Source organism: Sulfurimonas gotlandica GD1 (genome assembly GCF_000242915.1).
Taxonomy (GTDB): Bacteria; Campylobacterota; Campylobacteria; order Campylobacterales; family Sulfurimonadaceae; genus Sulfurimonas; species Sulfurimonas gotlandica.
This window is the reverse complement of record NZ_AFRZ01000001.1, coordinates 2560395-2584996: the sequence shown is the minus strand read 5'-3', so window position 1 is coordinate 2584996 and position 24602 is coordinate 2560395. Positions and strand designations below refer to the sequence as shown.

Genomic DNA, 24602 nt, shown 5'->3' with positions numbered 1-24602 from the left:
TCCTTTACGGGACTAATTAAAGAAATGCAAAAACTAAATCTGGGAAAAGTATAACTAAACCTAACCCTAAAAGTTGTAAAAGTATAAAAGGGATGATTCCCTTGTATATTTCCATGGTCTTTATTGTATCACCTGCTGCACCTTTTAGAAAAAAGAGAGAGAGTCCAAAAGGCGGTGTTAAAAATGAGGCTTGAAGATTTAGTGCTATAAGAACTGCAAACCAGACAGGGTCGATGCCAAAACCTTCCATAACAGGAACAAGTATCGGTACTATGATAAACGATATTTCTATGAAGTCTATAAAAAAGCCCAGTATAAAGATGCTTATCATTGCAATAGCTATAAAAACCCATACATCACCTATGTCTTCATGAAAAAAATCTACTATAAGGTCTGTACCGCCAAGCTCATTAAATACTAGAGAAAAGGCTGTAGCTCCGATTAGAATCATAAATATCATACCGCTTAGTTTTACACTCTCTAAAGATGCGTACTTTAGCATCTCCATATTAAGTGATTTATTTATGTAACTAAGAACAAGAGCGCCCACTACACCAAAAGCAGCTGATTCGGTAGGAGATGCTATACCCGCAAATATACTTCCTAAAACAGAAACCATCAAAAGTAGAGGAGGAACTATTGAGATAATTATCTCTTTTGTTGAGACTTCTTTTATATTCTTTGGGATTGGTGCAATCTCAGGAGAGAAGTAAGAACGGATAAGTATGTAAGCTATATAGAGACCTACAAGAACAAGCCCAGGCAAAACAGCACCCATAAAAAGCTCACCGACACTTACACTCATAACATCACCAAGAATGATAAGTATGATAGATGGGGGTATAATCTGTCCTAGAGTTCCAGATGCTGCTACAGTACCAGATGCAAGACCTTTGTCGTACCCTGCTTTTAACATCAGAGGAAGCGCTATAACACTCATCATAACAACAGATGCTGATACTATACCTGTAGATGCTGCAAGCATTGCTCCAACTAGGACTACGCTTACAGCAAGTCCTCCACGAACATCACGAAACATTGCACTCATAGATACTAGAAGTCTCTCAGCCATTTTTGATTTCTCTAAAACTAGACCCATTGTTATAAAAAGAGGAACTGCCATAAGAGTTGTATTGGACATGATTCCGTAGATTCTAAAGGGCAGGATATCAAAAACTTCAAATCCAAGTCCCGGAATTAGAAATGCAAAAGCGATAGCTACACTTCCAAAAACGAAAGCTACCGGTATTCCTACAAGAAGCAGTGCTAAAACTACTATAAACATAAACAGAGCTATCACAGCGACTTCCATTTAATGTAGTTTGATTTGAGATCTTTAAAAGCTACAAGCGCTAAAAAAGCAAAGGATAGTGGCAAAAGAGCTTTAACCAAGAACCTGTATTCTAAGCCACCAGGATTTGAAGAAGCTTCGTTTTGAGAAAAACTAAGAGCCACAAAATCGATGCCTATGTAGATAATAAGAAATGAAAAAGGAAGTATAAAAAATAGTGAAGAGATTATGTTGACTATTACCTTTGTTTTCTCACTATAAGTTGCATAAAATATATCTACTCTTACATGAGCATTCTCTTTTAGAGTGTAAGCGATACCAAAGAGGATAATCACATCAAAGAGATGCCACTCTAGCTCTTGAAGAGCAATAGAGCCTGTTGAGAAGAGATATCTTGCAGTTGCGTCATAAACAACTAACAAGACCAGCAGAGCTAAGATAAGAGCTGTAAAATACCCTAAATACTTTATGCCATTATCTATCATATCTATATAAAGTTCGGTGCGTCGTTTGCAAAGAGAATAATATCTCCTGCTTTTGTCTGAGAAGCTAAAACATCTTGAATTTTTGACTTATCATGCAGTATAGTTTTGTTTGTAACTTTTATGTTCTTTTCAAAGAGTGTTGCGTTTAAAGCACCCGTCACTATTACTATGTCAAAGACTTCGTTTATTGCATCTATAAGTTTTAGGTTAAGCTCATCACTACTCTCAACAAGTCCAGGAGTTACTATGACTTTTCTGCCTTCATGTAATGAACATAGTCTTATGCCCTCTAGCATTCCATCTATATTTCCGTTATATCCGTCATCTAAGATGATTTTTCCACCGGCTACTATTTTTTGAAGTCTATGCTCTACTGGAGTCAGTTTAGCTACTGCTTTAGTTATCTCTGAGTTACTCATACCAAAACTTTTAGCTACATTTACCGCAGCTTCAATATTCATAGTTTGAAAAGAGCCCAGTATATTTGTATGAAGTGTCAAAATATCACTACCCAGTTTTAACTCAAAGTTTGTTCCATCAATAGTTGCATCCATATTTTGAATATTATCGCCAAAGAAAGTAACTTTATCATGTGGTTCATCAGTCACAGAAGAGTGTATAAAAGCTTTCATAAGTCTTGGTGACTGCATAATCTCAAGCTTAGTTGCTATGATGTTTTTTAAAGATTTAAAGTACTCTAAGTGAGCCTCTCCAACTTTTCCGACAACTACAATTTGAGGCTCTAAAAAGGTAGTGATCTCATAAATGTCACCACTCTCCCTAGCACCTGCCTCACAGATATATATCTCAGTATCACTTGGCAATGACTCATTTATATCGCGCATGATTCCACCGATAGTATTTACGCTTCTCGGAGTTGAATAAACTCTATACTTAGTGCTTAATATTTCAGTTACAAAGTTTTTTATACTTGTTTTCCCATAACTTCCGGTAATAGCAACTATTTGCATATCTTTGATTGAGCTTAGCTTCTTTTTTGCTTCTTTTTTAAATGCCATAAATAGAAACTTTTCTATCATAAAGCTACCGATGTAAGCCATAGCCAGAGGCATAAACACACCATAAGTTCCACAAGCTTCTTTTAGTGTACAAAGTACATCTTGAAAAAGAACCAAAGAGACTAGAAGGATTAGAAATCTTTTAACTCTCCAAGTAAGAACAAGTTTCTTATCCAGCTTTTTGTGCCAAACAAAAATAGCAGGAGCAACAGCGAAATAAAAGAAAATACTAAAGTATTGTCCAGTTGTGTAATAAGCCATAAACGGGATAAAAAAGTACAGCAGATGCCAATGTGGCTTATGATGTTTTAAAATAACACGAGAGAGTTTATAATCATACCATTGAAGATTTGTAATAAGATACCATCCAAGTACCGTTACAAACAAAACATTTGTTACAAAAGCAGTTAAAATCTCAATATCTAACATTATACATGTTCCAGAGTTTTTAGAAATGTAGCTTGAATCTCTTTAGATACCTGCTCAGCATGTGTCATGAAGAAATAGTGGTCTCCATCATAAACTTTAAGAGTGGAATCATTTATAAGAGCATCAATTTTCTGGGCAGAACTTAGCGGTGTTGCAGTATCTCCCACTCCCCAACATAAAAGTGCTTTACCATTGTAAGCTGCAAAATCATCAGAGAAATCTTCATCTACGACATTTTTAAATGTCTGATACATTGGTTCACTTAGATATTTTGCGTCGTCTGCTACAAACATAGAGCGGAGTTTTGCAAGTCCAAATATTTTAAACATTTTAAATATATATATCTTAGCTTTTACTTTAAAAGATTTTGGTACATAAATACCTGCACTAGCAACTAAAACAAGGACCTTAGGCTCTAGTAAAACAGCCACTTTACCACCAAATGAATGACCAAGTATAATATCTTTAGATGCATTTATATGAATCATTAGTAGTTCAACTATTCTTGCATAGTCCTTAGTCTCAAGAGCTACATTGCATGTGCTTCCTCCAAAACCTGGCAAGTCTATATATATATGGCGAAAAGTATCCATATAAGAAGAAAATGACTTTTTCATCAAATTTTTGTTACTTCCCCAGCCATGTAAAATGATTAAATCTACTGGAGCCTCAGGATTAAGTATTTCATAACTTACATCTAAAGTGTGCTGATTGTACTGTATAGATTTTATAGCCATTATTTACCTTTCGCCTGACTAATAGAGTGAATATATTCATAGTTTACTTTTACTCTTTTATTACTTGGAAGTGAATTACTAAGTAGTTCTATTGAACTTTTAAAATCATCAAAAAGGTAGTTCGCCATAGAACCTGGGATTGGATTTATTTCGTTCAGAAGAACTTTTCCGTCAACTACAAAGAAATCACATCTGATAAGCGCACCTTCAAAAAGATTTTTATAGACCTTCTCAAAAGCACGTTTTAACTTAACTTCTAATTCAGGACTAATACCTGCTTTTAAAACTTTCTCAGAACGTGAAAAGTCCATATATTTTTTCTCAAAATCTAAAAACTCTTCTTTTTGAGGCTCTTCAACTATAGAAAAATATACCTCACCCTTCGCCATGAAACCAGCTAAGTTATACTCTTTTACACCTTCTATAAATGGCTCTACTATAACAGTTTTGTCAAACTCAAAAGCAACATCAAGAGCATAATCAAGTTCGCTTTCATTTCTTACGATACTAACCCCGATAGAGCTTCCAAGACGTGCAGGTTTTATGATGATTGGATATGGAATATTTATGTTTGTATGCTCTTTTGAAGAGAGAACTTCATACTCTACACTTTTTATATTTTTTGCCACGCAAAGCCACTTTGTGTATCTTTTGTCATACGAGAATACACTAGCATCTGTTCTTGGACCTATGTATTTTATAGAAAAAAAGTCTAGCAGAGATGCTATAGTTCCATCTTCTCCATCAGCTCCATGAATAAGATTTAAAACTGTCCCAGTATGTTCAACTGAACTAAACATAGTCTTTTGAGAAAATGAACCGTTTGTGATGCTAAGTTGTGGCATCTTTTTATGTTCACCTCTACTAAAAGTAGTAGCTTTCATCTTTGAAGCTTCTATCAGATAAAACTTATGATCTTGATCACAGAAGACAAAACTCAGATCAAACCCAGATAATTTTCCCTTGAGAGTTATAGCACTTACGATACTTATCTCATGTTCAAAACTTGCACCACCAAATAAAATTGTTAATTTCAAATATTGTCCCTTACTTTATAAATATTTCTTTGTATTTTTCTTCATCCCAGCCAACTACTACTTTGCCATTAAACTCTATGATCGGTCTTTTAAAAAGCATATTTTCTTTACAAAGCCACTCTCTTTTACCACTATCATCAAGGTTCAACTCTTTTAACATCAAAGTTTTGTACTTAGTTCCGCGGTTGTTAAAAAGAACATCCATATCCATCTGCTCTAACCACTCATCAACTTTCTCACAATCAACAGAAGTTTTTTTAAAATCAACAAATTCTAAATCAATATCATTATCTTTAAAAAATTTTCTTGCATTTCTTACACTACCACAAGTTGGTATGCCGTACAGTTTCATAAAATATTTCTCCTTAAATTAAAACTCGCCATTATAGCATTTTTACCTTTAGCTACTTAGAATCTAAACTACCTGACTCCAATAGCAAAATCAGGTACCGAAGAAGGTATAATTGTTGTAGGTTTTTGCTTGCCTTTAGTTAGTTCTTTAACTCTAGAAGTTACATACAAATCAATCTCTTTTATCGTTACAGTTCCATCACTGTCATAGTCCGCTTTCATGTCACCAAGTCCATCTATAAAACTCTTAGTAAAAGCTCCATGTCCCCATTCTGTTTTCTCATAAGAATAACCACTACCAGTAGTCGCTGTCATAATAACACTACCGCTACCAGAGTTCACTATGCTTTTGATAGCGCTTGTTATGTCACGTCTTGTGCCTGTGATATTTCCACTGTGGCAGGTATCTGCAATGAGTATTACTTTTGATGGTAGATTACTCATAGTATCTTGTATCTCTGTCCATTTTACTGCTGAGCGCCTAAGGCTCTCTAGATTTGCATCATGGCTTAAGAAGTAGTAAGTTCCTTTATCGTCATTTACTCCATGTCCTGCGATAAAAACTATTACAACATCTTTGCTAGTAGCCTCTTTATCTATCCAGTCTAATCCATCAAGTATGTTATCACTGCTTGCATCTGAGTTAACAAGGATCTTTGCTACTACATCTTTATATATTTTGCCCTTTTGAGCTTTAAATATTTTAACCATAGACTCAGCATCTTTATCTGCAACACCCAAGTTATACTCAGAATTTTTATACTTACTTACTCCAATGCTGAGCATATAAAGGGTTGGTTTATATATGCTTTTAGCTTGTGTTGTTTTTGTAGCATAAACAAGCACTTCATCACTCATGGCAAACTTATTTGTGGCTTTTATACTCACTATATTTTCACCTGAATCTAGCTCTATTATTACACTTTTAAAATCTTTATTATCTTTCTTTTTAAGTCCCCTAGCGTTTATTCGCTCACCGTTATGAATAATAATTATCTCTTTTATATCTTCTTTAGAACTAACACTAAACTTCACTTCTATTGAATTTTTCGAAGTCTTAATATTTGAACTGCTAAGCAAGTTTACAACAGGAGGAAGAGATTTGGCTACATTAACACTCTTTACCTTTTTTGTTCTACTTGCAAAGGCTATGGCTTTTTCTTCACTACCTGTCTGCCAGATAGATGCGATAATATCTGGTCTAAAAAGTGTATCGAAGTACTTGTCACTTCCAACGTATCTAGCTTGATTATTTGGTCCTTGATTTATATGATAACCAACATATTTATCACCGCCGACAGATGAGTTAAAGTAACCGCTCTTAGACCAGACCACCCACTCATCATCAGTCCCTGCAAATATACTAAGCATTGGAGATATAACTTTTGATGAATCAAGATTACTAAGACGACTTAGATCCCATACTTTTATAGTCTGATCATCGTTGCCACTTACCAGTCTGTCACCATCAACTGCAATAGACCAGACTTCTCCGCTATGACCTACTAATGAGGCTATTTCAGTCCCACTTTTACTATATACTTTTATATGCCCGCCACTGCCAGCACTGATGACATAGTCTTTATACCAGCCATAGCAACTATGATGATAGCCATCGTATGACATTCTTGTTATTTTTGCTTTTGTCTGCCCATCTTTTTGTATGTTTAGTATTGCATCATTTTTTCCATAGTCTCCACCTGCTGAAGTCATAAGCGTGTAGTTACCGTTGATAGTGGAGATTCTACTAAAGTAAGATGTTTGTTTAACGTTTGAGATATTAAATGTTTTTAAATTGATTGATTTTTGCAGTTCACTTAGTCCATTGGATCTTGTCCATTTATGAGTCCATGCAATGTTGTCTCCACTGATGCCAACTCCCCATATTTTACCACCTACTCCATAAACTTTTTTATTAACCTTTAGAGTGTTTACATCCCATATTACAACTTCACTCTTTATGCCGCCTGTACTTACTGCTGTATTATTATCTAAAAAACCAACAGCAATAGATACATTTTTATGCTCTTTAAAAGTACTCTTTAAACTGTAATTATCATTAACATTATATATATTTACAATGTTAGGAGAATTACTGGTTCCTGATATTAGCATCTTCTCATCTTTACTAAAAGCCAAACCTTCTGGTATTGTCTCTGATTTTATCTTTTTTACAAAGTTCAGATCAGAGTCATATATTAGTATCTCTTTACCCTTACCACAAGTTGCTATTTGATCTCCAAAAGGATTTGAGACGGCTAGACTTTTTAGTTGATAGTCACTACTTTGACTTTTTATTACTTTTCTATTTTGCATATCGTACAGAGCTATTTTATTGTCATAACTTACAGTTACAACATAGTACTTGCCATTCTTTTTTATGACTCTTCCACCATACGCATCTTTTGAATGAAATGTTATAGTATCTTCTAAACTAAAATCATCATTTACATTCCAAATTTTTACACTGTCATCTGCTGATGCTGAGATCATATATTTTCCATCATCGCTAAATGAGAGATCATTAATAATATTTGTATGGGATTTTAAGACTTTATGTAGTTTACCTGTTGAGTAGTCATGTATTCTGATCCAGTGAGATTCTTCGTCTACCCTAGCCTTAGTACCTGTATATTTTCCCAAGTATCCGCCAACAGCTAGATATTTCTCATCTTCACTTAAGGCAATAGTATATATAGAACCAGCTGCTCCGATATCAATCTGTCCTAATATCTTTCGTTTCTCAACACCACTTCTGTCCCAAATCCTTATAGTCTTGTCGTCTCCGGCAGTTAGTATGTCTTTATCTTTGGTTATGACAATATCTCTTATGAGGCCTGTGTGACCTTTTGTATCAAGCTTTAAAGTGGTCTCACCTGCACTAATCAGGCTTGAAGCCAACATATTGAGTATAAGCAGTATAAAAATCTGATTCTTCATAATATTGCCTTAGATAGTTTGAAGTAGTTTTAGAGCCTCTTTTACCAGTGAAGCAGTATCTTCACCTTTACATAAACTTAGAACTTTAGAAATTTTATCTTTCTTAAATCCAAGTGATTCAAGTGCTTCACTTGCTTGGTTAAATGCTAAACTCTTAGGGGCATCGCCAGATGATACAAGTTCAACATCAAAACCACTTAGCTCAACTAAAATTCGTCCTGCACTTTTAGGTCCGATTCCAGGTACTTTTTTTACACCGTTCATATCTTTGTTATTTATGACTGTTGCAAACTGATTTGGTGTGTAAGTTGAGCAAATTGCCATTGCCACTTTTGGACCAACTCCGCTTATCTTTATGAGTCGCTCAAACATTTTTTTCTCTGCCATATCTAAAAATCCAAAAAGCAACTGAGCATCTTCACGAATTATCTGCGTTGTTAAGAGTTTTACCTCAGCATTTCCTAAAGTCGAGAAAGTATGTAAAGAGATAAAAACTTCATAAACTACTCCACTTACATCAACATGCACAAATGCTGGCTCTTTATATATTACATTACCGTTTATTCCAACTATCATCTACTCTTTAACCGCCTCTATCTCATACGTACCATCTTCAAGTTCTACAATCGCGAAAATTTTATCTGGTGAGCCTTCCGGCGGCTTCATTGACACTTCTATTGGTGGATCTACAAGTTTAAAGATTATCTCATTATATCCTGTCCATTTATCTCTGTTAATAATTCTTGCATCGAAGATATTATCTTGAAATGAAGCTGTCTTAGTGGTCAATAAATTTAGCTGATCATTCTTAATATTAAACTCTTTTTTAATATTCACTAAGTGCTCTTGAACTTTTTGAAACTGCTTATACTGCTTTACAAAAGACGTAGGCATCTTCACTCCATTCTTTTTGTAGTGGATTAGACGTTTTTTCACATCATTAAAAGTTGCTTGATTATCTTTAACAAGATTTGTATATGTGTCTATCTCTTTTTTAATATTTTTAACTGAATTCTCTAGCTCCATTATACTTTCTTGGTTCTCGTTAAGTCCCTCTTGAGCAGATTTTTTTAGAACCGGATCTATAGTAAAGATATTTTCACTTCCTTGAAGTTTTTTTATCTCTATAAGTCTTGAAGCTGTTGCATTTACATAAGACCCGCACAATTCTATAGATATTTCTTTTGCTCGTATATGTCCACCCATTGCCTGAGAAACTTCAACAATATCTCCATCTACCTCTCCATGTTCAAGTCTAGTTATATGAATATTTTTTCCATACGCTTTTCCTTTATGAACATTTATACTTAAGTTGTCTGCTCTTATTGTTGCAGTTTTATGAGTCTGTCCGCCTATGTTAGCTTTTAAAGCTATAACTTTAGCATTTGAACCGACATTACCTTCAATGTCAATTTCACTGACTTCAACTGACATACCGGCACCTATGGCATCTTTTACGGCGTCTGTCTCTTTTACACTTATATTCACATCTGAGTCAACACCAGCTGTAATGGAGCCTGTTGTTTTAAAACTAATTTCACCTATATCTACATCAGACTGTATAGTATAAACACTTCCTTCAAGAGCAATATATCCATTTTCAACTGCACGATACTCAATATTTTTCTCACTCTCTACAACTTTTATTGTGTCATCAGTAGTAAAAGTTGGGACATTTGCTTCTATTGGCTCTTTTGGTTCCATAAACTCACCACGACAGTTTCTACCAGGTTTACCCTCTTTTATCTTTACATATTCTATAAGAAGTTCATCCTTATGTACACTCTTAATAAAACCTCTATTTGCATAGTCTACTTTCTCTTTGTCATTTACTGTATCTTTTTTATCATAGTGAAAAATCAGAGCATCGTTTGTAGTAGGAGTTGGTTCATAAGCTTCAGCTATTAAGTGTGCTTCATTCTTGTCATAAACAGCTTTCTCTTCTACTCTAACATGAGCAGCAATCTTTGAGACAATATCTGGAAGCATCTCATCAAAAATATTAATAAGAATATTTGCACGGACTTTACTCTTATTTATGAGTATTAAAAGTTCTTGCTCAAACCTTGGGTTATAAGATACTTTCGAACCCTCTCTTATGCTTAGGTATACTTTACACTTAGTAGCATTTGCACCAACTGCCAAGTGAAAGTCACCGTATGGATCGTTTTCTATTTTTGAAAAAATCTCTATCTCATACATCTGTTTAATTTGAAAATTTTTATCTAGTATGGCACCCTTGTCTTCTAGCTCTGTAAGGTCTTCAGCAGCCGCCTCTTCCCAGTCTGCCTCTTTATCACCCTTATTTAATCTTGTATATGTTTGAACTTCTAGAATATTGAAATCTATAGTATTTACATTTACATCGTTAGATTTTGCGATTGACATCAACTCTTTTGCAACGTTCTGCGTACGTACAACGGTCGGTCGAATCTTTTTTAATGATGATGTGCTAGTTTTGCTTGAGCCAAATAGTGACATTTTTTCCCGATAAAATAAAATTTAAAAAATAAAACCATTTATTTTAATCAAATATTTGTTAATAGTATGTTAAAGACCTTTAAAAAAAACAGCACCATTGGCAGTTCTGGCACTAAAGTTTAATCGTCTTTGTAAGCTCTCCTTCTATTACATAGATATCTTTTTCACTTAAACTGTGAAAAGCTCCATCATTATTTACACTTGTAGCTATAAGAGAGATACCAGCCGAATCTGTAATAAGTCTAAGAGCACTCAACATATGTTCATTTTGATCTATAAAATAATTTTTATCTGCTTTAATATATACAGGTCTCAAATCTTGTAAATATTGATAATCTGTACTTTCACCAATAAACTCTCCTATTCCAATGTCAATTGAGTATTTATCAAATAAAGTTTTATATTGTTTAACCTCTTGAGAATTTGTACGAACCAACTTATCTGGCAACTCAATAATCAATTTAAACTGTAAATTTGCAGCATAATAAGTGAAAAGATTTTCCATAAATTTATATGTCTCATCATGCATAATAAAGTCATAAGATAGCTTAAATGAACATGCAGTTGCGTATAGTTTTGTATCATGGTTTTTAAATATCATATTTAATATATTTTTGTAAATACCATTACTTAGTTTTAGTTGATTAGCATGTAACATAAACTGATCATAATCGTACGTAGTATCATCATCTGTTTTTAATATAAAATATATAGACTTATAAATCTCTTTTTTATTTTTGGTGTCTAGTATACTATGTGTTTTCAAGAAGAAACTGTTTTTCTTTATAGCTTTACCTATAACACTTTTCCATTCATCATTACTCATAATCTCAGAAATATTTTCAACTTTTTGTAGATATTTATTATTTCTTAAATATTTTGAATGTGTTAGTGCACTATCTGCACGGGCTAAGAGTACACCAACTTTATCTTTATAACTATACTCACTTAGTCCAATCGATGCATATACTTCAGAAGAGTCAAGGTCATATTCGTCCACAATATCTTGAATAAAACAATCAATACCATCAACTACTATTACTCCGTCTTCATACGACAAGTCTGGTATCAATATAAAGAACTCTGTCGGATTCATTCTTGCTAGTATTGCATGTCGATGTTGACTTGAATAATCTCTGAGTACATCAGCTATATCACACAGTAGTTTATTAACACTATCATGACCTATTTCATCATTTGCTTCTATTAAACCACTTATTTCTATGATTAAATTTATTCCTCCGTTTGATGAGGAATCTGCTTTTAAATACTCTGGTAATTTATGCATAAAGTATTTACGATTTTTAAGTTTTGTAACTTTATCAGTGTATTCTAACTCTTTTTGTTTTTTTAGAGCTATATTTCCTTTATCAAACATAGCTTTAGATTTTAGAACCATAGTATTCATTCCAACAACTACATCTCTAAACTCTTTTGTGAAGATATCTGTATCTTCAACAACAAATTCATTTCTCACAACAGCTTCAGCCTGTAGTTGAACCTTTTTAAGTGGTTTCAATATTATAATTAAAACAGAGTTTAATACAACAAGACCTATAGTTGATAGAATTGAAAAGGATACAAACAGACTTATTAAAATAGTATATAATTGAGTATAAGCATATGATACATTGCTCTGAACATTTAAAATTCCAATGGGATTCCAACCTGCTGAAACATTTGCCAAGGCTATAGGCGCTTGTAAATCAATAGCATTTAAAAACCATGCGGGAACATTTGGCATATCATTCTGAGTTTTTCTCTCATGAAGTAGTTCATCATCTACATCTACTAAAGATATATACCCATAATGCCCACTATCAAAATTCGCATCTATCATGATAGACATCATAGAGATATCACCATTAGCACTAGCCAATGATAAGCTAAGAGAAGTTGCCGTATTTTTCGCATCCTCATATAGTCTTTGGCTAACTGATTTACTTGCATTTTTAAAGTTTAAAAATAAAACAGTTGAAAGTAAAATTATCAAAAATATTGATAGCAGTATTGCTATTTGTCTAAAAAGTGTCATATTTTCCCCATTTCCATATTGTATTTTAGTTTATCCCATTTTTTGTGAGATTTTTTCTTTTTATCTGTTTTTAATAAAGTCGGATTAAAGTTGTAAATTGGAATCAAGTCTTTCCTTTGTGATGCTTTAAATATTCTATGATTAATATTATCTAGCACTAGCGGTTCAGTTTTTGGAGTTTTGAAATAAGTTAAGACCATGTGTGTTTCTTTAAATTTTGTAGATTTTACATAAGTGAAATATAATTTTCTGGTATCTATTCCAAGGTGCTTTAGGGCAAAGTATTTTGAGATTACATAATCTTCACAATCACCTCTGTCTTTACCTAAAAATTCCCCGGGAGTAGCCCAATAATCATCTTCACTATAAAGATTTTTATCGGTTGCATATCTCACTCCGTTATAAAAGTCATTTATTTCTTTTAACTGCTCTAACTCATTTAGTTTTTTATTTGCATCTATAGTTTTTTGAAGAGTATAAAATCTGTTTTTTGCAAATTTGCCATATTTTTTTGTAATTTTTTCAAGAAGTTCGTTTTCAATATAGGTTTTTTCTGAAGAGAATAGAGTTACATAAAGAATCGATATTAATATACAAAGTCTTATAAACTTCAATCTTTCTGCCTTATAGATGATAATATTGCTTGAGTATTGTATTTAAATTTTATTAAAATAAAAAGATTATAATCAAAACTTCTTTTTAAAGAGATAATAAATAATATAGTTTTACACATTGTTTTGTTAAACTTTCGTAAAACCTATAAAACAGACACAAAGAAGCCCATGTTTAAAGCAATTTTCACGAACAGTTTTGGAATTTTATTTTCAAGAATCTTAGGATTTATTAGAGATTTACTGACAGCATCAGTGCTTGGTGCAAACATATATAGTGACATCTTTTTCATAGCTTTTAAACTACCAAACCTTTTCCGTCGTATCTTTGCAGAAGGCGCATTTACACAGGTTTTCATTCCGGCATTTGCCAAGTCTAAACACAAGGGTGTATTCTCAGCAAATATCTTTATAGTCTTCGTCTCTATCATACTCGTAATCACTCTACTTGTAAACCTACTACCAGCATTAGCAACTCAAGCTATAGCCGTCGGTTTTGATGAAAAGACTATAGAGATAGCATCTCCCTTTGTAGCTATAAACTTCTGGTATCTACCACTTATCTTTGCAGTTACATTTTTAAGTACTATGCTACAGTATAAACACCACTTTGCAACATCAGCTTTCTCAACTGCTCTTTTAAACTTATCGCTTATTTTTGCTCTACTTCTATCACAAGACAAAAGCCAAGCAGATATAGTCTACTACCTAAGTTGGGGTGTAGTTATCGGTGGGCTTATGCAACTTGGGGTTCATGTTATCGCCATATATAAAATGGGACTCTCTAAACTTCTAATAGGCGGATTCAGACACCTAAGAGTAAAGTCTAAAATCATCAAAAAAGATACAAGAGAGTTTAGAAGACAATTCTTTCCTGCAATGTGGGGAAACTCAACTGCACAAGTAAGTGCATTTTTAGATACATTTTTAGCCTCTTTTCTCATCACAGGTTCTATCTCATACCTTTACTACGCTAACCGCATCTTCCAACTCCCTCTTGCTCTTTTTGCCATCGCTACTTCTATAGCTCTTTTTCCAAGAGTTGCCAGATACATAAAGAACAAAGATGAAGAAAAAGCCCTGCTCTTTTTGCAAAAAGCATTTTGGTTTTTAGCATTTTTACTAACTGCAAGTGCCATCGGAGGACTTGTACTATCTCGTGAGATAACTTGGCTTCTTTTTGAGAGAGGTGCTTTTAACGCTGAGGATACTCAAAACACTACTCTTGTTCTACAGATGTACATGATAGGCTTACTTCCGTTTGGTCTGCAAAAACTATTTGTCCTATGGCTATACGCTAAAGAAATGCAAATGAAAGCAGCCAAAATAGCAACCTACTCTCTAGCTACATACATAATCTTTGCACTATCTCTAATATCTCCTATGGGAGTAAGCGGTCTAGCCCTTGCATCTACAGTAGGTGGTTTTGTAAGTTTTATTCTAACTATAAAGGTTTTTGGAGTGAAAAACTTCTTTGAGATGCTTCGTTCTAAAAACACTATTTATCTTCTGCTTGGGGCTGTTGTTTTTACTGGGTTGCTTTTGGTTTTTAAAGACTTTATTAGTTCTTATGTTTTATAAATTAATAGCTTTTTTAACTTCAATATTTCAACCTTTGGCTTAAGTATCATTATGTAACACTCATTTGAGGCTGTTATTTGTCCGTAGGACAATTAACAATCATGATTTTTTTAATAATAGGTTAAATTTTTTTATAGAAATACTCTTAATTAACAATCATTCACCATGATAGTTAATTAATTGATTTAAGGTTAATCTATATAATGATGTTGAATAAATAGTAATAAGAACAATGGTGTATAAAGCCTTGTTTTAGGGGCTTAACCATGCTTACTTTTTGAAGTGTGCCCAAGTTTGTGCCCTTTTGTGTCAGGATACAAACTATGAAGCTATTAAAAAAGCACCTCGTTTTTTGTCTTTATTTTCTATGTATCTAGCATACATAGTGAGAGTTATTGCAGAGTTTGTATGACCTAGCATTTTACTAACCCATAATATATCTTCTCCATTACTTATCATCATACTTGCGAATGTATGTCTCATCTGATAAGGGTTTCTATAAGCTATATCTATTTTCTCAAATATTGGTCTCCAATAAGTTCTAGATATACTATGGAAGCATGTGAAAGGTCTTTTATGTAAACTATTAAACATATACTCACTATCATCAAGTTTAAACTTCAAATGATTTTGTAAGTATGGGAGTAAAATATCAATAATATCAATATCCCTAATACTTGATTTTGTTTTAGGAAGAGATTCGACATTCTGTCTTTTGGCTCTTCTTACTTTAATGATATTATTTTCAAAGTCTATATCACTCCATTTTAAAGCTACTAGTTCGCCTGTTCTCATCCCAGTAAAAAAACCTATTGCAAATACTGCCCTCATTCTTTCTTGGATATGTCCTAAGAGCTTAAATATTTCATCTTGTTTAAATGGAAGTATCTCATTAACTGAAATATTTTTAGGCTTTTTTATGAGGCTCATTGGGTTTCTTGCAATAAGCTCATCAGCCAAAGCGTCATTAAACATAACATTAAAAACAGCTAGTATCATTGTGAGTGATTTAGTAGAGAGTTTTTTAAGTAGTTTACTCTGCCAAGTAGCTATTTCAGATGGTTTTATCTCATCTATGATTCTTTTGCCAAAGATTGGCTTTATATGTCTCTCATAGATAAACTTATAATCTTTTTGGCTTAATGGTCTTCTGTAAGCCTCATGTATCTCAAAGCTAATTTGCATAAACTCATCAACTGTTGGTACTTTTTTAACATTAGTATTTTCAAGGAACTTATCTTGATTTAGCTTATGTACTATTTCAGGAATTAGTTTTGATTCGGCTAGTTTACGGTTAGCTTTTGTATCATCAAGTTTTAAAGAGCGTCTGTATCTCTTAGATTGATGATAAAATGTTATCCACAACTTGCCTTTGCGATTGATTAATTTCATTTGTTTTCTCCTTGGAGATAACCCATTCATCAATTGCAACTCTATCAAAGAGTATTTTACCACTCTTTTTATAAAAATGTATGCCCTCAATAAAAATTGTATCTTTTATTTTATAAATTCTATCCTTTGAATAACTAAGATAAATAGCTAGTTCTTTGACACTTAACCATCTTTTAGAACTGCTATCTTGTAGTAACTTTTTTAGAAGTTGCATATCGTAAGCCATCTGCTTTATTAGGTTTAGGTTTTCAAATTCAACATTCATAATACACCTACCGCACTATCGTTTGCTAGACCTTTATTTGAAAAATAAAGTCCTCTATATTTAGTACACATATCACACCACCTAAAAAGGAAACACTTGTTGAATAGGTTTTCCCCTATGTTCCAACTCTATAAATGCCAGTTGATGTTTTTTAATTAGCACATGCAAATCTAAGTCAGGCTTTGTCATATAAGACTCTAAAGTTTTTACATACTTCTCTAGTTCTATATCATCAAGCTCTTTTAGATTTATTGGTTCATCTATGTTTTCATAAACTGTTTGTAGTTTAATAGGCTTTTTAATATCATCATATTTAGGCTCTATACTTTTTTCAAAAGCTTCTTGTATCTCATCATAAAACTGTTCATCTACTATGCCACCATGTACATAATATTTTCTAGCTAGAGCTATATGTTCTTTCATAGATTCTTCAATAGTGTAAGAGTAGTTTTTACGCTTTAATCTCTCTAAAGGCATATCAACTTCTAAAAAATCTTTTAGCTTGTAAGAGTCACTTATGTGCTGCCATAGTGGATGAGTCTCTGCTTTGTATCTATTCATAGTATTTACAGCATTCTCTGATATGGTAGATAAATCAACTAATCTGATAGCGTTCATAGACTCTTTAAAAAGCTTCTCTGCATGACCTAGTAAGTCTTCTACTGTATCAATGTTATAAGTCTTTAGATACTTACGGTGCATTTCAAACTCTAGATTAAACATATCATCCTCTCTAGTGAAACCATTATTTAAAAAGTATTCATACATAAGTTCACTTTTCTTAGAGTTCTTTAGTTCCTCTTTTTTATCATATAGACGAAGTAAAAAAGGCTCTTTACCAATGTAGAGAGTTTGAAGTCTATACTTAGAACTAACTTCTTTTAAATGAGTAGTGTATTTGCGTTTTCTACTTACAAACATATCTTTAGTTAACCAAGACATATCAGACTGTATAAACATGTTTAAATCAACTCTAGTGATAGGTTTATAGTCTGTAGTTACTTCTTTAAATATATCATCAACATATCTTAGTAGTGCTTTTAGTCCTAGTGTATATATACCAACTGCTGTGAACTGTACTTGTATATCATTTAAGCCTCTGTTTGTATAGTTATCTTTAAATCCAATAGTTACAAAGTTATCTAAATGAGTGAACCAGTAAAAGCCTTGTGACTTACCGTTGAACTGCATATGACGGAGTATCCGGACACTGTTGTCGTTTCAGTTCGGACAGTTTAAGAAGAGATATTTTCTGTAACAACATTTTAGCATAAGTGTCCGGATGCTACTCTAGGATTTCCTTATTTTCTATCGTAGATTTCATTTTTCGCATAGATGGTCCGCTTAATTCTACCCTGTGAGAAGAGTGAACAATCCTATCTAAAATTGCGTCAGCAATAGTGTTGTTGTTAAGATAGTTGTACCACTCGCTAACTGGAAGTTGCGAAGTGATAATCGTAGAGTTAATCTCAGTTCTATCTTCTATGATTTCAAACAGATTCGTAGCGTCATCTTCAACTATTGGCGCGACTCCAAAGTCATCAAGAATCAGAAGCTGAAATCTTGAATATTTTTTTAGTAAATTTGTATATGTCCCATCTATTCTTGATATTCGTATCTCCTCAAGCAAGGTGGGTGTTCTTATATAATATGCTCTGTATCCATCAATAATTGCGCGATTAGCCATTGCTTGAGCAATGTAACTTTTACCTGTTCCTGTCTTGCCAGTAATGATGACATTTTGCTTAGCATGTATAAAATTTAATGCAGCAAGCGAATGTATCTGCGTCTTATTTATTTTTCTTCTTGGAGAGAAATCTATAGCATCAATAGCCGCTTGCTTGTCTTTTATTTTTGAAAGTCTAAATGCCATCGTAATGCGCTTATTTCTGAGGAATATATCCTGAGCATCAAGAAGTTGATAAAGTCTATCTTCGAAACTTAGCGTGTTGTAGTTAACATCTTCTATCTGATGCATATATGCATCTTTAAAACCTTTGTAGCTTAACTCAGCAAGTTTATTTATTATTATTGTGTGATCCATTGTGTTATTCCTTTGTTTATTTGTATTCATCCGCACCGCGGATATTAGTGTGTGTATCAAAGAGTGATTGTTTAGGAGTATTTGTGTTATTGGCACTTCTTGCAAGATAGAGTTTTTTATCAAGTATAGACTTGATAGACTTTGTTGTAATAGTTCTCATTTTTGTTGCGTACATAAGTGCTAGTTCCAACTCTGTGTTGCCGTAGAGTTTTGCCAATGAGAGCACAGCAGATATTTTTCTGTATGCTTGAGGATTGTGTTGAACTTCGTCAAACGCGTCTTCTACAAACACACTTGAATATTCTCCAATGTTTTTAGCCCATGAACGAAGTCTATCTGGATTCATCTTTTCATTTATATATTGATGATCATTTGGCATATGTTCATGGAGTGTAGATGTTTCGCCAACTCTTCGTAGTCTTGGATGTGTAGCTATGAGTTTGTGCTTATGGTAAACATATACACTCTGAGTTGAGTATCTTATTTCAACCTCTTCTTTGATGTATTTAAATGGAACTGAGTAGTTACACATTTGAAGTGTAATATGATAGTCCTGATTGACACGAGCAATTTTAAATTGCTTATAAACATAGCTATTCATTGGTAGTGGGTTAAGGTATGGCTTATCAATCTCTTCAAACAGCTCAGTACGGCTTTTTTGCAGATGTTTTATAATTTTAGTGTTGTATCTATCCAAGAGGGAAGCAATAGCATCATTTAATTCATCTACACTAAAGAATTTGTGATGACGAAATCTTGCTAATATATACCGCTGTATCGCTTGAACACCTTGTTCTGCTTTAGGCTTGTCTTTAGGTTTCCTTGGTCTTGCTGGTTCTACTGCAATTGAATAGTGTCTATTTAAGTCTGCATAACTTTCATTTACAACAATTCCATTTTTATTGTTGGAGATGATGGCTGATTTGAGGTTGTCTGGTACAACAACCCTTGGTACTCCAGCAAAAAAGCTATAACACATTACATGAGAATAAATAAAATCCTCTTGTGTTTGACTTGGAGTTGCATGTACAAATGTATATCCACTAGCACCTAACACTGCTACAAATATCTGAGCTTTTTCAACTTCACCAGTTCTTTGATTATAAATTGGCATAGTAAGACCACTGTAATCTACAAAGACCTTTTCTCCTGCGAGATGTGTTTGACGCATGGAGGGATTGAGCGCTTGTTTAAATCTGCTGTAGTATAAACGAAACTGTGTATATTCATATCCATCTGGATTGTCTCTTTTATACTCTTCCCAGAGAAGTTGGAGTGTCACCTTAGTTTTTTTGCGGAGTTTCATCTCTTTATGGAGATAGTTCATGTCGGGCATTGCTCTACGAGAGACTACAACAGAGGAGTGTTCAGGAAATAATTTTAGTCTTAGTGAGTCATCATCTAAAATATTGATTTGCTCAATCTTTAGACCAGAATGTTTAAATCGTTTGATGTAATCAGATATTGTACTTTTAGCTACATTAGTAGCACCTTGTATTCTCCGCAGCGACAAATTCATAACACTATGAAGTTGCAGTACATCACGAACTTGTTTCATCGATATAATCCTCATTCAACACCCTTGTAAAGTAATTTACAATTAGTGTATTTAAATTTAGAAAATATCTCTTTCTTAAATATTATTTAGATGCCGTTTTTTAACCTAAAGTGTCCGAATCATTTCCGGCATCACTGTCCGATTTAAAACGGCATTAGTGTCCGAACTGAATCGGCATTGGTGTCCGATTTGCTCCGTTTTTTGCAGTTGAACTCAAAAACTTGATTGTTTATAGATACTTTTAAATCTTTATTTGAATAAGATATTTCACGCTTATCAAATCTTCCTTTGCTATCTTCTAACTGGTCTAATATCTCTAAGAAAAAATCATCATATAAATCGTTAGACTCATAAAAGTAGTAGAGTGTATCTATCCCACTAATTACATTTGGTAAGTTAGAGGATATGTTGTTTTCATTTTCCATTTTTTATACCTTTAAATGTTAGTTGTTAAAAGGGAGGCTACTAAGTAACCTCCCACTACGATTGCGGGCGGGGAGTCATCACTCAGGCGTTCTTCCTTTCCGTCCTCATCTCCGAGAGAATCTTTTAGTGTTTTTTCAATTGTTAACATAGTAATTTTTAGTATTAAATATGTTAAGAACCGAGTGTTACCAAGAACTCGGAAATTTAGCTCGTGGTTCGAGTCACTTTTCATCTTTTGTTCGTGCCTCACAAATAGATGATAAGTTCCTCTCACTACGAGTTATTTATTTAGATACCGTAGTAACTACACTTTCCGATTACACCTACTTCAACTTCTACCGTTGAACCAATCTTGTCTTTGTATAGACTGAGTTTTTCTTTTGGGATAGAGATATCTATCAACTCGTTTTTAATCTCACCATTGCGTAAAGTTATTACTTCCAATAGTTGTAGTTTTACCTTACCTAGAGTCACTTCTTGTGTCTCTTTATTTGTATAGTCTGCACTTGTAAATATATGCAGTAGTTTTGCTTTTTTATATGTTGCCATAATAAAGCCTTTATATTGAGTTAAACTCAACTAGTTAAGTACGTTTCGAATTAACGAATTTCAAATTTGATATTGGAAGATTGACATAAGTTGGAAAGAGAAGTGAAGAGTTATTTTACGGGTTAAAAAAGAAGTTTATATTTTTTTCCGAAATAAACCGAATAAAGTTACAAACACGCTTTTCTGGTAAAAGGAGAGGGGTTCTTTTAATGTTTTATCTAAAGCAACTTTACGAATAAATTTTGGTATATACTTTGGAACAAGGCTATTTTTAGTACTAAAGTAAAACTTAAATCGTCTTACTTGCCTCTTAGATAAATAATTATCACATTCAAATACAGGGAAGGTATAAACAATGTTTTTTACATATCCTTCTTGCTCTATATTATTGAAATTTTTGTAAGGTTTTTCTGTTTGAAATATGAAATCAATAAGCTTACCAATTTGATTTTTTAATTCTGTATCTGTTGTATATTCAGGTAGGTTTATTTTTGATATATTATCTTCATATAATTTATATATTTGTATTGCAACACTTTTATGGATTTGACTTCTTGTAGCATGTCCAATACGAACAAATTCATATATATCTTCTAGTGCTTCTATATAATCTTTATCTTCTTTTTTAATATTTAAATTAGAGATAGGATAAATTGTAAAAAGCATTAGATAAAAATTCATAAACAAGGTGTTGTGTTTTTTTAGTTTAATAATAAATTTTCGTAATCGTATCTCATTTCTAGCTGCTTTAGTTGAAATTTTATCTTCATTTTTAGCTTCTAGTTTATTTATATAATGTTGTATTAAATCATCTATTGAGGAATTTTTATTTGATTCAAAATAAGCAACTTTTTTATCATCTGCTGTGACTTCTTCTAAGTGTTTGATTGCTTCTTTTGCAAGAGATATTATGTGAAATATGTATTGAATGTTTTTGTATTGCGGATTATTCTTTTCTTTATCAAAAATAACTTCTTTTTCAAATCTACTAAAGTATTCTAGTGTTTCTAAGTATGTGTTTTTATATTCTTCAATAACATTATATTTATTCGCAGAAGATAGCCATTTATCTTTTATTTCTTTGGTATCTTCTTCATTTATATCTTCTTTTAGTTTATAGTGTTTGTTTTGGAAGAAAATATTAAACAGGGAAGTAGATATAATAGAAATTATTATAATTATTGGAAGAAAAACTATAAATCTAAGTGATACATTAAAAAGTTTAATAATTATTTTTAAGATTTTATTCAAATATTATTCCTATATCTTGAAACTTAAAAATAGTTTCATACTTTAGTGTGCTCTAATTTTTTGTTACATGTTTCATAGATGACCATGAGACAGTAGCATATTTTCCAATACCTTTTGACATGTCTTTTCTATCTATTATTTTTGCTTCAAATTCAAAGTGTTCACTAATTTTTACTACAAGTAACTTATTAAAATTACCTTGTCTTTTTACTTCAACTTTTGTAGAATTTTTTTCTGGAGATATTGTTTTTATTTCTATAAAATCATTCCCTAAACGACCATCAGAGCCTTGTGCCCTTGGTTTATGCCTATCTATTCCAAATGTAATTTCAGCGAATATCTCTCCAAGTTCCCCAAATACAGGAAGATATCTTCCTGTGATATCATGATACTGTCTAGCGACTTCAACTAATTCTTCAAATACTTTAATTAACATGATATCCGCATTAGGATACAGTTGTCTTAATTCAATTTCATACAGTTGATGATTAATAATATCCCAACTTATCCACTCACCATCATCCCAAATACCATCTATCATGCATTCACCTTATAAAAACTATTTTATATTAATAAACCTATCCAATTGTTATCTTTAGAATATCTTAACCATACCTGTTCATTTGCTTTTACAAAATAACCTATCAACTGATTATTTATATCAAACTCAACTTTGGTTTGATTATTTACATCAACTATAAGTCCAATTAATTCTAGATTTAATGTAAAAATAAGTTCAACTTGCTCATTTGCTCTTACTATAAATGATTGCTGTTCCAAACTTATATCATATAGAAATGGTCCATCATAACTTCTATTTAATTTAGGGTTGAGCGTTCTATTGAAAATTGGATTTATTGTTCTATTGAAAGTTGGATTTATTGTTCTATTGAAAGTTGGATTTATTGTTCTATTGAAAATTGGATTTATTGTTCTATTGAAAGTTGGATTTATTGTTCTATTGAAAGTTGGATTTATTGTTCTATTGAAAATTGGATTTATTGTTCTATTGAAAGTTGGATTTATTGTTCTATTGAAAGTTGGATTTAGCGTATTATTTGTACGTGGATTATTAGAAGTATAATAGTTATTTTTCATATCAGCTACATTATTTTGAATAGATGTAACATCCATAAGTATGATGTAATCTTCATCATTTTCATCACCTAATGTAAAGAATAGTCTACCTGATGGTAAAGTTGTGCTATATATGCCACCCTCTAAAGCAGAAACATTCAAATTTTCAGTCGATAACAAGTCATTTTTATCAAGGTCTACTACCTTAGTTATAAAAGAAACTATATTAATAACAGTAGCCTGATCCAATATAGCTAACTTGTTTTTAAATTCTGGACTCATTAACGTTTTCATTTTAGTACCTTCTTCATTTCATCCATAGCTTGTTTTAACTCTCCACCATTTCCATTACGTATCAAAGTTTTATATTTTTCTGCTGCTTCAGGAAGACATTTACTTCTTATATAAGCAGTACAATATTCATCATCGGAAAATTTTGAAATTTCATTTTCAAATAAGTAAATAGCCTTATTGTAAAAGTACATGCATATAGCAACAAAAACTAGTACATAAAAGCTAGTTGCTTTAAAAAATGAACTCCACGCTATGACACCGTCAATTGTAATCTCTATAACAAATATTCCAGACAATATACCCGTGATTATTGGTAAAACAGATGAGAAGAATGTTTTCCATGCAGGAGATTCTGTGATTATTTTGAAACTCATTATTTAGAAAACCCTTTGCTTTTTTTGTATAATTATTTATTTTACAAGTACTATACCATAATAATGTTTTATAATTATTACAGTTAGAATATGATTGATATTTATAGCTGCTTGATAGCTAAAGTAATATCTTTAAGTGACTTTCTTTGATAGAAGAGAGAGAGTTTAAAGTGGCTATTTCATGGCATTTCAGTGTATTTTAGATTTTTCAGTATTCGGAGCCATTAAATCAGTATACGTTTTATAAGATTTGTGTCCATAATGTGCCTATATATAACTAGAAATATTAAATATTAAATTTGATAAGAGTTGCAAAAGTATGATTCTATGGGTATCTTTAGTTATTTATTGCTATATTACTGTAATAAATAGTTA

General features: G+C 32.4%; 23 protein-coding genes. 1 reads left to right on the top strand and 22 read right to left on the bottom strand.

Annotation, left to right across the window (positions count from 1 at the left end; translation table 11 throughout):
• Positions 1-16 precede the first annotated feature (16 nt).
• The 11 genes from SMGD1_RS12760 to SMGD1_RS12710 form a co-directional block, all read right to left on the bottom strand.
• Positions 17-1300, bottom strand: a complete 1284-nt coding sequence (locus SMGD1_RS12760; RefSeq protein WP_008339826.1) for a TRAP transporter large permease — start codon at positions 1298-1300, stop codon at positions 17-19.
• Positions 1297-1776 (bottom strand): TRAP transporter small permease subunit, encoded by a 480-nt coding sequence (locus SMGD1_RS12755; protein ID WP_008339648.1) that lies wholly within the window; start codon positions 1774-1776, stop codon positions 1297-1299. The genes SMGD1_RS12760 and SMGD1_RS12755 overlap by 4 nt, the downstream gene beginning before the upstream one ends.
• Before the next feature lie 2 nt (positions 1777-1778).
• Positions 1779-3224 (bottom strand): Mur ligase family protein, encoded by a 1446-nt coding sequence (locus SMGD1_RS12750; protein WP_008339810.1) that lies wholly within the window; start codon positions 3222-3224, stop codon positions 1779-1781.
• Positions 3224-3961, bottom strand: a complete 738-nt coding sequence (locus SMGD1_RS12745; protein WP_008339619.1) for an EstV family lipase — start codon at positions 3959-3961, stop codon at positions 3224-3226. The genes SMGD1_RS12750 and SMGD1_RS12745 overlap by 1 nt, the downstream gene beginning before the upstream one ends.
• Positions 3961-4998: a D-alanine--D-alanine ligase gene (locus SMGD1_RS12740; RefSeq protein WP_008339612.1), complete on the bottom strand. Its 1038-nt coding sequence runs from the start codon at positions 4996-4998 to the stop codon at positions 3961-3963. Before SMGD1_RS12740 ends, SMGD1_RS12745 begins: the two co-directional genes overlap by 1 nt.
• A gap of 10 nt (positions 4999-5008) precedes the next feature.
• Entirely contained in the window at positions 5009-5350 is a 342-nt protein-coding gene (locus SMGD1_RS12735) for an arsenate reductase family protein (RefSeq protein WP_008339757.1), read from the bottom strand.
• 68 nt (positions 5351-5418) lie between these two features.
• On the bottom strand, positions 5419-8289 hold the full coding sequence (locus SMGD1_RS12730; protein WP_008339638.1) for a caspase family protein: 2871 nt from the start codon (positions 8287-8289) through the stop codon (positions 5419-5421).
• A gap of 9 nt (positions 8290-8298) precedes the next feature.
• Entirely contained in the window at positions 8299-8865 is a 567-nt protein-coding gene (ruvA, locus tag SMGD1_RS12725) for a Holliday junction branch migration protein RuvA (protein ID WP_008341499.1), read from the bottom strand.
• Positions 8866-10770 carry a flagellar assembly protein A gene (locus SMGD1_RS12720; RefSeq protein ID WP_241761490.1) on the bottom strand — a complete coding sequence of 635 codons (1905 nt, stop codon included), beginning with the start codon at positions 10768-10770 and terminating at the stop codon, positions 8866-8868. It lies immediately after the preceding gene.
• 112 nt (positions 10771-10882) lie between these two features.
• Positions 10883-12805 (bottom strand): LapD/MoxY N-terminal periplasmic domain-containing protein, encoded by a 1923-nt coding sequence (locus tag SMGD1_RS12715; protein ID WP_008339617.1) that lies wholly within the window; start codon positions 12803-12805, stop codon positions 10883-10885.
• The gene (locus tag SMGD1_RS12710) at positions 12802-13419 is read right to left on the bottom strand and encodes a transglutaminase-like cysteine peptidase (RefSeq protein WP_008339694.1); all 618 of its coding nucleotides are present in this window, start codon (positions 13417-13419) and stop codon (positions 12802-12804) included. Before SMGD1_RS12710 ends, SMGD1_RS12715 begins: the two co-directional genes overlap by 4 nt.
• 168 nt (positions 13420-13587) lie before the next feature.
• Here SMGD1_RS12710 and murJ point away from each other — a divergent pair, with 168 nt between their 5' ends.
• Positions 13588-14997: a murein biosynthesis integral membrane protein MurJ gene (gene murJ, locus SMGD1_RS12705; RefSeq protein ID WP_008339727.1), complete on the top strand. Its 1410-nt coding sequence runs from the start codon at positions 13588-13590 to the stop codon at positions 14995-14997.
• Positions 14998-15318: 321 nt separating this feature from the next.
• Here murJ and SMGD1_RS12700 read toward each other — a convergent pair whose 3' ends face one another.
• The 11 genes from SMGD1_RS12700 to SMGD1_RS12645 form a co-directional block, all read right to left on the bottom strand.
• On the bottom strand, positions 15319-16389 hold the full coding sequence (locus SMGD1_RS12700; RefSeq protein ID WP_241761489.1) for a tyrosine-type recombinase/integrase: 1071 nt from the start codon (positions 16387-16389) through the stop codon (positions 15319-15321).
• On the bottom strand, positions 16334-16654 hold the full coding sequence (locus SMGD1_RS12695; protein ID WP_008339627.1) for a helix-turn-helix domain-containing protein: 321 nt from the start codon (positions 16652-16654) through the stop codon (positions 16334-16336). Before SMGD1_RS12695 ends, SMGD1_RS12700 begins: the two co-directional genes overlap by 56 nt.
• Before the next feature lie 81 nt (positions 16655-16735).
• Positions 16736-17845 (bottom strand): hypothetical protein, encoded by a 1110-nt coding sequence (locus SMGD1_RS12690; RefSeq protein WP_008339879.1) that lies wholly within the window; start codon positions 17843-17845, stop codon positions 16736-16738.
• A gap of 94 nt (positions 17846-17939) precedes the next feature.
• Positions 17940-18698, bottom strand: coding sequence for an IS21-like element helper ATPase IstB (gene istB / locus SMGD1_RS12685; protein WP_008338275.1), 759 nt, complete (start codon positions 18696-18698; stop codon positions 17940-17942).
• 16 nt (positions 18699-18714) lie between these two features.
• The gene (gene istA, locus SMGD1_RS12680) at positions 18715-20256 is read right to left on the bottom strand and encodes an IS21 family transposase (protein ID WP_008340375.1); all 1542 of its coding nucleotides are present in this window, start codon (positions 20254-20256) and stop codon (positions 18715-18717) included.
• A 143-nt stretch (positions 20257-20399) separates the two neighbouring features.
• Positions 20400-20681: a hypothetical protein gene (locus SMGD1_RS12675; protein ID WP_008339692.1), complete on the bottom strand. Its 282-nt coding sequence runs from the start codon at positions 20679-20681 to the stop codon at positions 20400-20402.
• Between the two features lie 289 nt (positions 20682-20970).
• Positions 20971-21231, bottom strand: a complete 261-nt coding sequence (locus SMGD1_RS12665; protein ID WP_008339743.1) for a hypothetical protein — start codon at positions 21229-21231, stop codon at positions 20971-20973.
• 135 nt (positions 21232-21366) lie between these two features.
• Positions 21367-22482, bottom strand: a complete 1116-nt coding sequence (locus tag SMGD1_RS12660; protein ID WP_008339651.1) for a hypothetical protein — start codon at positions 22480-22482, stop codon at positions 21367-21369.
• A 52-nt stretch (positions 22483-22534) separates the two neighbouring features.
• Positions 22535-23023, bottom strand: a complete 489-nt coding sequence (locus SMGD1_RS12655) for a hypothetical protein (RefSeq protein ID WP_008339665.1) — start codon at positions 23021-23023, stop codon at positions 22535-22537.
• A 23-nt stretch (positions 23024-23046) separates the two neighbouring features.
• On the bottom strand, positions 23047-23841 hold the full coding sequence (locus tag SMGD1_RS12650; RefSeq protein ID WP_008339848.1) for a hypothetical protein: 795 nt from the start codon (positions 23839-23841) through the stop codon (positions 23047-23049).
• 8 nt (positions 23842-23849) lie between these two features.
• A complete protein-coding gene (locus SMGD1_RS12645) occupies positions 23850-24227 on the bottom strand; it encodes a hypothetical protein (protein ID WP_008339822.1) in 378 nt (125 codons plus the stop codon).
• Positions 24228-24602: the final 375 nt, after the last annotated feature.